Annotated in this window: 10 protein-coding genes; 5 read left to right on the forward strand and 5 right to left on the reverse strand. The window is 70.5% G+C overall.

Features of this window, described 5'->3' with window-relative positions; genetic code table 11:
• The 3 genes from ACLQ3F_RS07960 to ACLQ3F_RS07970 are packed head-to-tail and all read left to right on the forward strand — an operon-like array spanning window position 1 to window position 4,035.
• Window positions 1-1,596, forward strand: a complete 1,596-nt coding sequence (locus ACLQ3F_RS07960; protein ID WP_425847482.1) for an AMP-binding protein — start codon at window positions 1-3, stop codon at window positions 1,594-1,596.
• Window positions 1,593-2,849, forward strand: a complete 1,257-nt coding sequence (locus tag ACLQ3F_RS07965) for a cytochrome P450 (protein ID WP_425847483.1) — start codon at window positions 1,593-1,595, stop codon at window positions 2,847-2,849. Before ACLQ3F_RS07960 ends, ACLQ3F_RS07965 begins: the two co-directional genes overlap by 4 nt.
• A 34-nt stretch (window positions 2,850-2,883) precedes the next feature.
• Window positions 2,884-4,035, forward strand: a complete 1,152-nt coding sequence (locus tag ACLQ3F_RS07970; protein ID WP_425847485.1) for an epoxide hydrolase family protein — start codon at window positions 2,884-2,886, stop codon at window positions 4,033-4,035.
• A 50-nt stretch (window positions 4,036-4,085) separates the two neighbouring features.
• Here ACLQ3F_RS07970 and ACLQ3F_RS07975 read toward each other — a convergent pair whose 3' ends face one another.
• The 5 genes from ACLQ3F_RS07975 to ACLQ3F_RS07995 are packed head-to-tail and all read right to left on the reverse strand — an operon-like array spanning window position 4,086 to window position 9,786.
• Window positions 4,086-5,465 carry an NDP-hexose 2,3-dehydratase family protein gene (locus ACLQ3F_RS07975; RefSeq protein WP_357194100.1) on the reverse strand — a complete coding sequence of 460 codons (1,380 nt, stop codon included), beginning with the start codon at window positions 5,463-5,465 and terminating at the stop codon, window positions 4,086-4,088.
• Entirely contained in the window at window positions 5,462-6,523 is a 1,062-nt protein-coding gene (locus ACLQ3F_RS07980) for a glucose-1-phosphate thymidylyltransferase (protein WP_425847487.1), read from the reverse strand. Before ACLQ3F_RS07980 ends, ACLQ3F_RS07975 begins: the two co-directional genes overlap by 4 nt.
• A 40-nt stretch (window positions 6,524-6,563) precedes the next feature.
• Window positions 6,564-7,874: a lipopolysaccharide biosynthesis protein RfbH gene (gene rfbH, locus ACLQ3F_RS07985; RefSeq protein ID WP_425848200.1), complete on the reverse strand. Its 1,311-nt coding sequence runs from the start codon at window positions 7,872-7,874 to the stop codon at window positions 6,564-6,566.
• The gene (locus ACLQ3F_RS07990; protein WP_357194090.1) at window positions 7,874-8,803 is read right to left on the reverse strand and encodes an NAD-dependent epimerase/dehydratase family protein; all 930 of its coding nucleotides are present in this window, start codon (window positions 8,801-8,803) and stop codon (window positions 7,874-7,876) included. The genes rfbH and ACLQ3F_RS07990 overlap by 1 nt, the downstream gene beginning before the upstream one ends.
• Window positions 8,800-9,786: a Gfo/Idh/MocA family protein gene (locus ACLQ3F_RS07995; RefSeq protein WP_357194087.1), complete on the reverse strand. Its 987-nt coding sequence runs from the start codon at window positions 9,784-9,786 to the stop codon at window positions 8,800-8,802. The genes ACLQ3F_RS07990 and ACLQ3F_RS07995 overlap by 4 nt, the downstream gene beginning before the upstream one ends.
• A gap of 312 nt (window positions 9,787-10,098) precedes the next feature.
• Here ACLQ3F_RS07995 and ACLQ3F_RS08000 point away from each other — a divergent pair, with 312 nt between their 5' ends.
• Complete coding sequence (locus tag ACLQ3F_RS08000) at window positions 10,099-11,700, forward strand: FAD-binding oxidoreductase (protein WP_425847489.1); 1,602 nt, start codon at window positions 10,099-10,101, stop codon at window positions 11,698-11,700.
• Window positions 11,701-11,904: 204 nt separating this feature from the next.
• Entirely contained in the window at window positions 11,905-13,974 is a 2,070-nt protein-coding gene (locus ACLQ3F_RS08005) for a KedN5 family methylcobalamin-dependent radical SAM C-methyltransferase (protein ID WP_425847490.1), read from the forward strand.
• The last annotated feature ends 15 nt before the right edge of the window (window positions 13,975-13,989 follow it).

Below are 13,989 nucleotides of genomic sequence, written 5' to 3' on the forward strand. Positions count from 1 at the left end.
ATGCCGACGTTGATCAACGACCTCATCGCCGCGAACGGACACCGCACGGCCCTGGTCGACAAGCGCGGCCGTTCCAGCTGGCCGGAGCTCGGTTCGCGGGTGCATCGCTGGATGGGCGTCCTGGCCGCCGAAGGGCTGGGTCGCGGCGACCAGGTGGCCTGCGTGCTCGGCAATCGCCGGGAGACGTTCGAGATCCTGCTCGCCTGCCTGCACCGCGGGATCACCGTGGTGCCGGTGAACTGGCACCTGACCGAGCCGGAGATCGCCTACCTGATCACCGACTCGGAGTGTCGGGGGCTGATCGTCGAGGAGCCCTACGCGCAGGTGAGTGGCCGGGCCGCCGCCCGCGCGCCGGGGGAGGTGCCGACGCGACTGGTGCTCGGCGACCGTGACGTGCCCGGCTTCCGGGCGGTGGAGCCTCTGCTCGCCGCCGCGGATCCGGCCGAACCGGCCGAGCAGTCCTGCGGCTCCACCATGCTCTACACGTCCGGGACCACCGGCGCACCCAAGGGCGTGCTCAACGGCATGTTCGTGGTCGGAGCGCCGTTCACCCGGGTGGCCAAACTGCTGGAGTACGCCCGCGTGGTCCTCGACGTCCCGGCGAACGAGCGGTTCCTGCTCGACGGGCCCTGGTACCACTCGTCGCAGCTGTTCCTCGCGCTGCTCGCCCTGCTGCGCGGCTGCACGCTGCACATCCAGGAGAGGTTCGACCCGGAGGCCACGCTCGCGGTCATCGACGCGGAGCAGATTTCCGCGGCGCATCTGGTGCCGACCCAGCTGGTGCGGTTGCTCCGGCTGCCGGAGCACGTCCGCCGCGGCTTCTCCGGCGCATCGCTACGGCGGGTCTGGCACGGCGGTGGGCCGTGCCCGCCGGACGTCAAACGGGCCATGATCGAGTGGTGGGGGCCGGTTTTCCTGGAGTACTACGGCGCCACCGAGGGCGGCGTCGTAAGCCTGATCAACTCGCACGACTGGCTGCGCCGGCCGGGCAGCGTGGGCCGCGCCGTGCCGCCGTACGAACTCGTGGTGGTCGACGAGGAGGGTGACCCGGTGCCCGCCGGTGTGTCCGGGCGGGTGTTCGTCCGGCGCCTCACCGGGCGCACGTTCCAGTACCACAAGGCTCCCGAGAAGACCCGGGCCGTGCACCTGGCCCCGGACAAGTTCACCTACGGCGAACTGGGACACCTGGACGAGGCCGGCTTCCTGTACCTCGACGGCCGTGCCCAGGACCTGATCGTCACCGGGGGCGTGAACGTCTATCCCACGGAGGTCGAGGCGGTGCTGCTGGCCCATCCGGCGGTACGGGACGCCGCGGTCATCGGCGTGCCCGACCACGAGTTCGGGGAGCACGTGGTCGCGGTGATCGAGCCCGCTCTGCCCGAGCCGGCCGACCTGTTCGCGCTGCTCGATCCGCACTGCCGCCGCTCGCTCGCGGGTTTCAAGACGCCTCGGGCGTACCACGTGGTGGCCGCCCTGCCCCGGGACACCTCCGGCAAGTTGCGCAAGGACGCGCTGCGCCGCGCCATCGCGCCGCCCGCGCCGGACGACCCGGATGCGGTGCTGGAGCGGACGTCGTCGGCGGAGCCGGTGCCGTGACCGGCGTGTCGGGCGCCACCCGGCCGGACATCGCCCATCCGGCCACCTACGCGCACGGGGTGCCGCACGCCGAGTTCGCCCGTCGGCGGCGCGACGAACCGGTGGCCTGGGTCGACGAGCCGCTCCTGACCCGGCACAGCGCGAGCGGCCGGATCACCGAGCGGGGCCGCGGGTACTGGGCGGTCACCACGCACGCGGCGGTGCAGGAGGCGTCGCGGCGCACCGGCGACTTCTCGTCCGGGCGGGCCGGCGCCTTCCTCGTCGACCCGCGGACACCGGCGGACCTGCGGCAGACCAGGCAGCTGCTGATCAGCATGGACGCACCGCAGCACGTCCAGATCCGCCGCCTGGTGACGTCGGTCTTCACGCCCCGGGCGGTCGGCGGTCTCGCCGACGGGGTCGCGGCACACGCCACCGAGCTGGTCCGGCGCGTCGTGCGCGCCGGCGAGCTGGACGTGGTCACCGACCTGGCTGCCGAGTTGCCGTTGCTGGTGCTCTGCGACCTGCTCGGTGTCCCGCGCGCCGATCGCCACCTGCTGTACGGGTGGAGCAACCATCTCGTCGGCTTCGACGATCCCGAGTTCGGCGGCGGGGACGTGGACGCGTACCGGCGGACGTTCGCCGAGGCGTTCACCTACGCGCTGGAGCTGGCGGCCGAGCGCCGCGCGCGCCCGCAGCCCGACCTGATCAGCCGGCTCGCCGTCGCCGAGGTGGACGGCCGGCGGCTGTCCGACCGCGAATTCTGCATGTTCTGGCTGCTGCTGGTGGTGGCCGGTAACGAGACCACCCGACACCTCATCGCCGGCTCGCTGTCGGCCCTGGTCGACGACCACGAGCAGCGCGACCGGCTGGTGGCTGGCACGGTGCCCATCGCCGCGGCGGTCGACGAGCTGATCCGCCATGTCACGCCGATCATGCAGTTCCGACGTACCGCCACTCGCGACACCGAGCTGGCCGGGCAGGCCATCGCGGCCGACGACAAGGTGGTTCTTTACTACACCTCGGCGAACCGTGACCCTGCCGTCTTCAGCGAGCCGGACCGGCTCGACCTCGGCCGCAGTCCCAATCCGCACCTGGCGTTCGGCATCGGCCCTCACTTCTGCCTGGGCGCCCACCTGGCCCGGCACGAGTTGACCGCCCTGCTCCGGGCGTTCCTCCCGCACCTGCCGTCGCTGGTGCGTACCGGACCGGAGATCCGGTTGGAGTCGAACTTCGTGAACGGTTTGAAGTCTTTTCCCGCACAGATCCGATAAGCGCGTGCTTCAGCCAATGGAAGGGAATTGCGCGATGGAAGAGTTCCGGATCGACATCCCACAATCCGACGTCGACGACCTGCGTCGCCGACTGGCGGCCACCCGGTGGCCCGGCGAGCTCGCCAGCGTCGGCTGGGAACGCGGCGTGCCGCTGGGCTACCTGCAGGAGCTCACCGACTACTGGGCCACCACCTTCGACTGGCGGGCCGCGGAGGCTCGGCTCAACCAGATGCCCCAGTTCCGGACCGAGATCGACGGCGCGAGCATCCACTTCGTGCACGTGCGCAGCCCGGAACCGGACGCGGTGCCGCTGATCCTCACCCACGGCTGGCCCGGCTCGTTCGCGGAGTTCACCGAGATCGTCGGCCCGCTCACCGACCCGCGCGCACACGGTGGCGACCCGGCCGACGCGTGCCACGTGGTGATCCCGTCGCTGCCCGGGTACGGCTTCTCCAGCCTGCCGGACACCGGTTGGGACGTGGTGCGGATCGCCTCCGCGTGGTCGGAGCTGATGCGCCGGCTCGGCTACGACAGGTACGTGGCGCAGGGCGGTGACGCCGGATCGGTGATCTCGCAGGCGCTCGGCGTCATCGACCCGACGCACTGCGCGGGGGTGCACGTGAACATGCTGATGACCTTCCCGTCCGGCGACCCGGCCGACCTGGACGGCCTGAGCGAGCGGGACATGGCGCGGCTGGGCCGGCTGCGCGAGTTCGACGAGCACCTGTCCGGTTACATGAAGATCCAGCAGACCCGCCCCCAGACGCTGGCGTACGCGCTCACCGACTCACCGGTCGGGCAGCTCGCCTGGATCGTGGAGAAGTTCCGGGAGTGGACCGACAGCGAGAAGGTGCCCGAGGACGCGGTGTCGCGCGACGACATCCTGACGCTGGTGTCGCTGTACTGGTTCACCGCCACCGCCGGGCCCTCGGCGCAGTTCTACTACGAGGGCGCGGCCGCGGTGAAGGCGGCGGCCGCCGGGGCGGCGCCTCCTCCGATCACCGTGCCGGTCGGTGTGGCCGTGTTCCCGAAGGACATCTTCCTGCCGGTACGCCGATTCGCCGAGGCGCACATCCCCACCATCGCCCGGTGGACCGAGTTTGACCAGGGCGGTCACTTCGCCGCCCTGGAGCAGCCCGGCCCCCTGGTCGACGACGTCCGGGAGTTCGTGCGTCTGGTGCGCTGATCGACAACCGCCGCGGCCGGCCGGGTGATCCCGGCCGGCCGTGGTGTGCGTCAGAGAACGACCGCGCCGGTGGTGATGGCGGACAGCAACGTCCTGGCCTGGACGTTGACGTAGTGCCCGTGCCGGAGCAGCGCGGTCAGCTGGCCCGGTGTCAGCCAGCGGTATCCCGGCGGCGGATCGGCGGGCGCCGCGTCGGACTCCAGGACGACGCAGCGGTTCTCCGCGTGGTAGAAACGCCCGCCCTCTTCGGCGTGCACCACGTCGTATCGGATCTGGCCGGGCGTCGCCGACCTGATCAGGTCCAGGAATGCCGGCCCGGTGCCCGAGCCGTGGTGCCCGGGTGTGCACTGTACGGTCGGCCCGAGCTCCACGGTGTTGTGGAAGCCGGCCTCCACCCGGGCGTGCGTGAGCAGATGCGGCACGCCGCCGAACCGGCGGGTCAGGAACGCGATCAACCCTCGTTCCAGCGGTTCGAAGAGTGGCTGGGTCCAGCCGCGTACCTCGCGGTTGTCGGCTTCGACCGAGACCGCCATCACCCGGAAGTAGCGGGGCGGGACGTGTTCGATGGTCCGTTCGCCGATGGTCCAGCCGGGCAGCCCGCGCAGCGGCACCAGCCGGCCGTGGAGGTCGTGGCGTGTGCGTTCCGCGGTGAACCAGGAACGCACCTCGGTGTCGTCGTGCCGGGCCACGGCATCGCCGAAGGTCACCGGCGCGCAGGCCAGAACCGTACGGGTGTCCATGTTGATCAGGTTGTCGACCTGCATCAGACGGCCGATCTGGCCGAGGGTGAGCCAGCAGAAGTCCGCGCCGGCGTCGACCGGGGCGCCAGTCTCGACGATCATGTTCCGGTTCGTCTTGTGGTGGAACCAGGACCCGTGCTCCGACTGCAGCACGTCGGTGAGCGGCCGGCCGCGATGCGGATCGGTGAAGAGCTCCAGGTGGCGCACCGGCGCCCCGCGGTGGGCCCCGGTGTAGTTGCTGCGGGTGGCCTGGACCGTCGGTGAGAGCTGCACCGGTGTCGGGTTGCCGGGCTCGGCCTTGGCCTGGAGGAGGAAGTGCAGAACGCCGTCGAACTCGGTGGCGACGATGCCCAGGATGCCCACCTCGGGCTGGTTGATGATCGGTTGCCACCACTCCAGGTGCGGCGACCCGCCGGTGCGTACGTGCAGGCCCTCCACAGTGAAGAAACGGCCGCTGTGGTGCACCAGGTTGCCGGTGCCCGGAGCGAACCCCCAACCGTCCAACTCCTGGAACGGGATCGGCGTCACCCGGAACCGCTGGGCGCGCGCCCGCTCCGCCAGCCAGCCCGGCACGTCCGTCGTACGGATGGCCGCGCCGGCCTCGGTCTCGGCCGCCGAGCGAGCCAGGCGTTGCGCCAGCCCGTCGTCCTCACGCGGGCGCAGCCGGAGCGCCGCCCCCGGCGCGCTCATGCGGCCAGCTCGATCCGGGTGTCGTCACCGATCACCAGCCGGTGCGCGAGGCCGTCGCCCGCGCTGACCGTCGCGGCGCGCCCGATCAGCGACCGGGCCAGTGGCGGCACCGCCGAGATGGTGGCACCAGCGAGCACCACCGAGTCGGCCACTGTGCACTGACGCAGGACGCAGTCCGGGCCGACGGCGGTGAACGGCCCCACCGTGCTGTCCTCGACGAGGGTTCCCGCCCCGATGACGGCCGGGCCGTCGATGCGGGAGCGCACCACCCGGGCGCCGGGCTCGACGACGACCTGCCCGGTCAGGATGCTGGCCGGGTCGACGTCGCCGGCGACGCCGGGCGTCAGATCGGCCAGCATCCGGCGATTGCAGTCGAGCAGGTCGTCGACCTGCCCGGTGTCCTTCCAGTAGCCGTCGTAGACGCTGGCACGGACGTCCGCGCCGGACGCGAGGAGCCACTGGACCGCGTCGGTGATCTCCAGCTCCCCGCGGGTGCTCGCGTCGATCGCTGCCACCGCCTCGTGCACCGCCGCCGTGAAGAAGTAGACGCCGATCATCGCCAGATCGCTGCGCGGCCGGGCCGGCTTCTCCACCACCCGCAGCACGGTGCCGTGCGGGTCGAGCTCGGCGACGCCGAACTCCTGCGGGTCGCTGACCTTGTGCACCACGATCTGGGCGGCCGGGCGGTGCGCGCGGAAGTCGGCGGCGATGTCGGCGACACCGTCGGGCAGCACGTTGTCACCCAGGTACATGACGAAGTCGTCGTCGCCAAGGAAGGAACGTGCCAGCCGGACGCAGTCCGCGAGCCCGCGCGGCTGGTCCTGGTGCAGGTACGTGATCGGTACGCCGAAACGCCGGCCGTCGCCCAGCGCCGCCCTGATGTCGGGCCCCCACCGACCGACCACCACCCCGATCTCGGTGACGCCGAGGCCGCTGACGGTTTCCAGCACCAGTTCCAGTACCGGTCGATTGGCCACGGGGAGCAGTTGTTTCGGCATGGAATGACTGAGCGGGCGGAATCGCGTGCCGGAACCGCCCGACAGGACCAGAGCCTTCACCGTGGAAATTCCTTTCCTTGCAGGAAGTGTGGACGCTCGTTCAGTGGCGTCCGGCGACGAATTCCCGGATGGTCCGCCCGACGTGGAGGATCATGTCGTCGGTGATGCCGGGATAGACGCCGATCCAGAAGGTGCCGTGCACCACCGCGTCGCTGTTGGACAGGTCACCGGCGACCCGGAACTCGACATCCCGGTAGGCCGGGTGCCGGGTCAGGTTGCCGCTGAACAGCAGCCGGGTACGGATCTGCCGCTCCTCCAGGTGTTGCTGTAGCTCACCGCGGCCGAACGGTGCGTCGGGCGTGACGGTGAGCGCGAACCCGAACCAGCTCGGATCCGAGCCCGGTGTGGGACGCGGCAGCAGCAGTCCCGGCACTCCGTCGAGTTCCTCGCGCAGCCGCTGCCAGTTCTTGCGCCGGGCCTCGCCGAACGCCTGGATCCGCTCCAGCTGGCTCAGCCCGAGCGCCGCCTGCAGGTCGGTCGCCTTCAGGTTGTAGCCGACCTGCGAGAACGTGTACTTGTGGTCGTAACCGGCCGGGAGTGTGCCGAGCTGCCAGTCGAACCGCTTCTTGCAGCGGTTGTCCTCCCCGGGCTCGCACCAGCAGTCGCGCCCCCAGTCCCGGAAGGACTCCACGAGGTGGGCCAGTTCCACGCTGTCGGTGAGCACGCAGCCGCCCTCGCCCGTGGTGATGTGGTGGGCCGGATAGAAACTGACAGTGCTGAGGTGGCCGAACGTGCCGGTGAGCCGCCCGCCGTACAGCGAGCCGACCGCGTCGCAGTTGTCCTCGATGAACCACAGCCCGTGCCGCTCGGCCAGGTCGGCAATCTCGGCCGCCTCGAACGGGTTGCCGAGCGCGTGGGCGATCATGATGGCGCGGGTGCGTGGCCCGATCGCTGCGGCCACCCGTTCCGCTGTGGTGTTGTACGTGCCGAGTTCCACGTCGACGAACACCGGTATCAGGCCGTTCTGCACGATCGGGTTCACTGTGGTGGGAAAGCCCGCGGCCACCGTGATGACCTCGTCGCCGGGCCGCAGACGCCGGTCTCCCAGCTCGGACGCGCGTAGCGCGGACAGGGCGAGCAGGTTCGCCGACGATCCCGAGTTGACCAGGTGGGCCTTGCGGAGGCCGAAGTACCGGGCGAAGGAGCGCTCGAAGCGCAGCGCGTGGAACCCTGCGGCGATCCGCATGTCCAACGCCGCCTCGACCAGCGCCAGCCGGTCTTCGGCTTCGAGTACCGCGCCGGACGACAGCACCGGCGTGACGCCCGCAACGAACTCCTGGTCGTCCGGTGTGCGTTCGGTGTGATAGGCCCGGACCAGGTCCAGGATCATTGCCTTGAGGTCCGGGGTCATCATGGTGTGCTCGCCTCCTGCGCGGGGTGGCCGGGGAACGGGTGGGACCGGGCGGCCTGCCAGATCCCGAGCAGCGTCTCGGGCAGCTCCCGGCGCGTCGACCAGCCGAGCACCGTGTACGCCCGGCGGGTGTCGGCCCGCTGCCAGTCGCCGTCGGCGGAGCGCGCGCCGGTCGTCGGCGCCGGCCGCAGCTCCAGTCGGTAGGGGACACCGCTGACCTCGGCGAGCGCCCGGACCAGTTCCTCTGCGGTCCGGGTGACACCCGACCCGATGTTGAACAGCCCGGGAGCGATCTGCCGTGCCGTGCCGGCGGCCAGGACGGCGTCGGCGGCGTCGCGTGCGTCCACGTAGTCGCGGTACTGCGCCAGGTCCGTCAGCTCCAGGTGTGCTGTCGTACCGGTCCGGTGTGCCGCCACCAGGCGGTTCACCGTCCGGCCCAGCACGCTGACCGGTGACATGCCGGCGCCGATGACGTTGAACAGCCGCAGCACCACCGCCTCGACGCCGTGCCGGGCAGCGAGGCGGCGTACCAGCTCGGTGCCGGCCAGCTTCGACCGTCCGTACGCGCTGCGCGGTGCGGCCGGGGAGTCCTCGGTCAGGGCTGTCGGCGGTGGCTGCGGCGCGTACTCCAGCGATGAGCCGAGATGCACCAGCCGGGCGTCGGCACCGGCCTCGGCCACGGCCCGCACGACGAGTCCGGCGAGTTCGACGTTGGCGGCGGTGAGCCGGTCGGGCTCCGGCCGCCAGATCTCACCGGCGGCGTTGACCACCACGCCGGGCCGCGCCGCGCGGATCGCCTCGGTCAGCGACCGGGTCGCGACCTCGGACCGGCGCCCGGCCACGACCACGTCCCAGCCCGCCGAGGTCAGCCGGTCACGGACGTGCCGGCCCAGCAGACCCGTGCCGACCACAAGGGCGCGCCCGGTCACGGCTCGCCCAGGCCGGCCGCCCGGCGGATGGTGTCGACCAGCCGCGCGTGCCCCAGCATCTCGGCGTGGTGCCCGGACAGGTCATGCTCGCCGCGCACCGCCGCCACGAAGGTGCGGACCAGAGCGGCGAACTGGTCCTCGGCGGCCAGCGTCCGCGACTCGCGGCGGTCCTGCTGCCGCAACCCGAGTACCGGGCGGTGTTCCGGCGGCGGCGTGAACGCGCGCTCCAGGCGCAGCTCACCGGTGCTGCCCCACAGCTCGTACCCGCTGCGGTAGAAGTGCTCGAAGCCGAACCCGACCTGCACCGCGACCTGGTTCGGCCCGCTCAGCAGCACGGTGCCCGCCACGTCCACGCCGGACGGTCCGGTGCGCAGGTCCGCGCCCACCACCCGCAGGTTCGGGCCGACGAAGTGACGTGCCGCGCGCAAAGGGTAGAAGCCGACGTCGAGCAGCGCCCCGCCGCCCAGGTCCGGGCGGTACCGGATGTCCCCGTTGTGCAGCGGCGGAATCCCGAACACGCTGCTGAAGGCGCGTAGCTCCCCGATCTCGCCGGCCTCGTACGCGCGGCGCACCGCGGCGTGCTGGCCGTGCAGGAGGAACGCGGAGTTCTCCATCAGGGTGAGGCCGCGCTCGGCCGCCTGGGCAACCAGGTCCGCTGTCTGCTTCTCGGTGCCCACCATCGGCTTCTCGGCCAGCACATGCTTGCCGGCGGCCAACGCCGCGCCCGCCCACCGGTGCCTCAAGCCGATCGGCAGCGGCAGGTAGACCGCTTCCACGTCGGAACGCTCGAGTAGCTCCTCGTACCGGTTCACCGCGGCGCAGCCGAACCGGGCCGCGAAACGGTCGGTGCGTGCCGGGTCACGTCCGGCGATCGCGACGGTACGCAGGCCCGGTTCCGCCGCAGCCGCAGGCAGCAGCTTGCGCCACGCGATGTCCGCGCAGCCGAGCACGCCCAGGCGAACGGGGACCGGCACGTGGTTCATCGGCGTCGCCCCAGAACGAGAGCGACCCGCAACCGCACGTACAGCATGGGAATCACCTGATCACCATCGCGGAGCACCGCCCGGGACGGCATCTCACACGTTGCGCAGCCGGGTCGTCCGTCCGCTGAGCGCAACTTGCGAGATGCCCGGGATGTCGCCGCTGCGGCACAGTGGTGCCATCGCAGGCAGCGTCGCCTGTCGATGTTCGGTCCGGGCGCCGGGCGGCACCGCAATCTGGAAGAAGATCGCGCGTGGCCAGAGCAAGCAGACTGAGCCGGATCAGTCGACTTATACCGATGGGTAGGTGCTCACATGGTTGCATCGCGCCGGCAGTTCCTCGGCTCGGCCGCTGCTGTCTCCGGCGCTGCTGTCACCGGCTTGGTCCTGCAGCCCGGCGCTGCGCAGGCCGTCGGTCACAGCGGTGGGGCGGCCTTGCCGAATGTGGTGGTACGTCCGGACGACCCGCGTTACCCCGAACTGCTGACGCGCGGGTTCAACGCGCGTTTCGTCTTCTCCCCGGATTCGATCGTGCTGGCCTACTCGGCCGGCCAGGTCCAGGAGGCGGTGCAGCGGGCGGTCAAGGAGGGCCGCAAGTTCACCGTCCGCAGCGGCGGGCACTGCCTCGAGGCGTTGGTCGCCGACCCGCGCTTCGACATGCTCATCGACGTGTCCCCGATGCACCAGGTTTCCTGGGACGCCAAGATGAACGCCTTCTCGGTCGGCGCGGGCAGCACGCTCGCGCAGGCGTACAAAGCGCTCTACCTGGGTTGGGGCGTGACCATCCCCGGTGGGGTGTGCCCACCGGTGGGCATCGGCGGACACACCGCCGGCGGGGGATACGGGCCGCTGTCCCGGCGGTACGGTCTCATCTCCGACCACCTGTACGCGGTCGAGGTGGTGACCGTCGACGCCAAGGGCAAGGCCCGCATCGTCGTCGCCACGCGCCGCCCCGACGACCCGAACCGCGACCTGTGGTGGGCGCACACCGGTGGTGGCGGCGGCAACTTCGGCGTCGTCACCCGGTACTGGTTCCGCGACCCGCGGGCCACCGGAAACAACCCGACCAAGGCGCTGCCGCGGCCGCCGGCCCGGCTCCTGATGACCTGGGTGACCTGGCCATGGGAGTCGCTGAGCCAGGCGGACTTCAAGCGGCTGGTGCAGAACCACGGTGCCTGGCACGCGGCCAACAGCGGGCCAGACTCGCCGTACGTCGTCATGCACAGCGCCCTGCACCTCAACATGACGAGGGACTATGCGCTCTACCTGGAGTGCCGGATGGACGCCACGGCGCCCAATGCCCGCCGGATGGTTGAGGACTACATCGCCGCTGTCTCCGAGGGCGTGTCAGTGCAGGGCTACGTCGAGATGAACGAGGAGCTCTGGCTCGCCAACGCGTTGTTCGAGTACCCCCGTTCGCTCGGCGCCCGGACGAAGTCGGCGGGCAGCAACCTGCGCAAGCCGCTCACCGACGACCAGATCGACATCGTCTACGGGGCTCTGACGGACCCCGACGCCAAGAACTCCTGCCTGGTTTACCTCGGTGCCTACGGCGGGCAGGTCAACGCGGTTGCGTCGGACGCCACCGCGGTGCCCCAGCGTGACTCCATTCTGCGCTTCTGGATTGACTCCACCTGGGCCGATCCGAACGCCGACGCGGAGGCCGTGGAGTGGACCCGCCGTCTCTACCGGGACGTGCACGCCGCCACCGGCGGGGTGCCGGTCCCGAACGACCAGTACGACGGCTGCTACATCAACTACCCCAGCAAGGACACCAAGGACCCGGCGTGGAACACGTCAGGGGTGCCCTGGCACGACCTCTACTACAAGGACAGCTACCCGAAGCTTCAGCGGATCAAGAAGAAGTACGACCCGCTGAACACCTTCCAACACGCGATGTCCATCGAGCCCGCCTGACCGGGCGGTTCGTCCAGGTCTTGCCCGCAGACCGCTGACACAGCCGGTCGCGAAGCGGCCCCACGCCCATCGACATGACGGGTGTGGGGCCGGTTGCGTACTGCCCTGACGACGGTGTGACGGAAGGGGTGGCGGTCCTTGCCGGACAGCCGGGACGACCTGAGTCCCGGCCGACCCGATCCGATCAGCAAACGGAGGACCGACATGACGAGCCCGGACGGCAATGCGAACGCCACGACCAAGGTGTTCCTGGTGCAACAGGGTGTCTGGGAGATGCCGCTGGAGTCGATGCCGCTGGCGTCGGGCTACCTGAAGTCGACGGCCTTGGCCGACGACCGGATCCGCGACGCCTGCGACATCAGCATCCACAACTTCCGCGGCGGCACCACCAACGCCACCATGGCCAACGCCCTGTTCAGCGACGAGCCGCCGGACGTTCTCGCGTTCAGCGTGCTGGGCTGGAACTACCGGTCCTTCGGATCACTGGCCGCGACGTTCAAACAGCTCAACCCGGACGGCTGGGTCGTCTTCGGGGGCACCCACGTGGCCGAGCAGGCCGACCGGGTGTTCCGGATGTTCCCCGAGGTCGACGTCGTGGTCAACGGGGAGGGTGAGCTGACGTTCCGCGATCTGCTCAACTGCTACCTCGACGGGGTGGACAAGCACGCGCTGCACGCGGTGGCGGGTGTGTCGTTCCGCGAATCCGACGGCGCCACCTGCCACAACGTCGCCCGGGACCGGATCGAGGACCTCGAGATCATACCGTCGCCCTTCCTGACCGGGGCGCTGGAGATGACCGACGCCGACGGCAACTTCCGGTACGACGTGGCGCTGATGGAGACCAACCGGGGCTGCCCGTACAAGTGCGCGTTCTGCTACTGGGGCGGCGCCGTCGGGCAGAAGGTCCGGGCGTTCTCGCCGGAGCGGATGCGCGCCGAGCTGGAGATGTTCGGCCGGCTCAAGGTGCACACCGTGGTCGCCTGCGACGCCAACTTCGGGCTCCTGCCCGGTGACGTGGAGTTCGTCGAGACGCTCATCGAGACCCGGGACCGGCTCGGCTTCCCGCGCGCGCTGGAGACGTCCTGGGCGAAGAACAAGTCGAAGACGTTCTTCCGCATCGTCAAGATGATGAAGGAGGCCGGCATGCGGAGCTCCTTCACGCTCGCGCTCCAGACGCTCAGCGACACCGCACTGGACACCATGAACCGGCGCAACATGAAGGTCAACGAATGGGAGGACCTCGCCGCCTGGCTGGACGAGGAGGGGCTCGACTGTTACGCCGAGCTGATCTGGGGAGCGCCGGGCGAGACGGTGCAGTCCTTCATGGAAGGCTACGACCGTCTGTCACGGCGGGTGTCGCGAATCGCGGTCTACCCGATCCTGCTGTTGCCCAACACCGACTACATGGAGAAGAAGGAGCAGTACGGCATCAAGGCCGTCCGCGGTGACAACGACGACTTCGAGTACGTGCTCGCGCACAACACCATGACCTTCGCCGAGAACCAGCAGATGCAGCGGTTCCTCTTCATGGCGCGGGTGGTGGCGGAGAACGCGGTCCTGCGCTGGATCTGGCCGGCGCTGCGGCACCTCGCCGGTATCACCCAGTCCCAGGTGCTGCGCCACCTGGACACCTGGATCAGCACCACTGACGACCCGGCAGCCGCGCCACTGCGAGGGTACGCCGCGACCGCTGTCGGCGGAACCGGCGCGTTCGGGGCGGCGATCACCTACCTCTACACCGACCCGGACGCGGAGCGGATGCTGCACCGCTGGTGGGACGAGGCGATCCGGCCGCTGGTGCCCGCCGAGGCGGCGCCGGTGCTGGACGAGGTGTTCCGGTACGACCTGCTCACCCAGCCGGTCTACCGCCCTGCCGACCATCCGGTCGGTGAGGACCTGCCGGTGGTGCTGGTACGCGATGAGGAGTACTACCTGCGCAGCGGGGTGCGGCTCCGCTACGACGTGCCGGCCATCGTCGGGGCCATCCGACGCGGCGAGGAGCCGGACCTGTCGCCGGTGGACTTCACCGTCGACCTGTACTACCGCACCGGCTCGGAGTCGGCGGTCACGTCGACCAACCACGAGATCGTCGTGCACTTCATGGGGATGACCGCCGAGGAGGTCCACGACAACGCGCGGGGGAGTGCCGAGGGCCTGAGCGAGGCGGAGTTCGAGGCCTCCTCGGCGTCGCGGTCCGCGGAGGCCGGCTCCCCGGCTCCGGACGGACGGACCACGCTCGGGATGCTCAAGGCGGACAAGGGCGGCTGTTCCTGAGACACGCCGCGGGCC

Origin of the sequence: Micromonospora sp. DT15, from assembly GCF_049841475.1 — a bacterium.
Taxonomy (GTDB): domain Bacteria; phylum Actinomycetota; class Actinomycetes; order Mycobacteriales; family Micromonosporaceae; genus Micromonospora.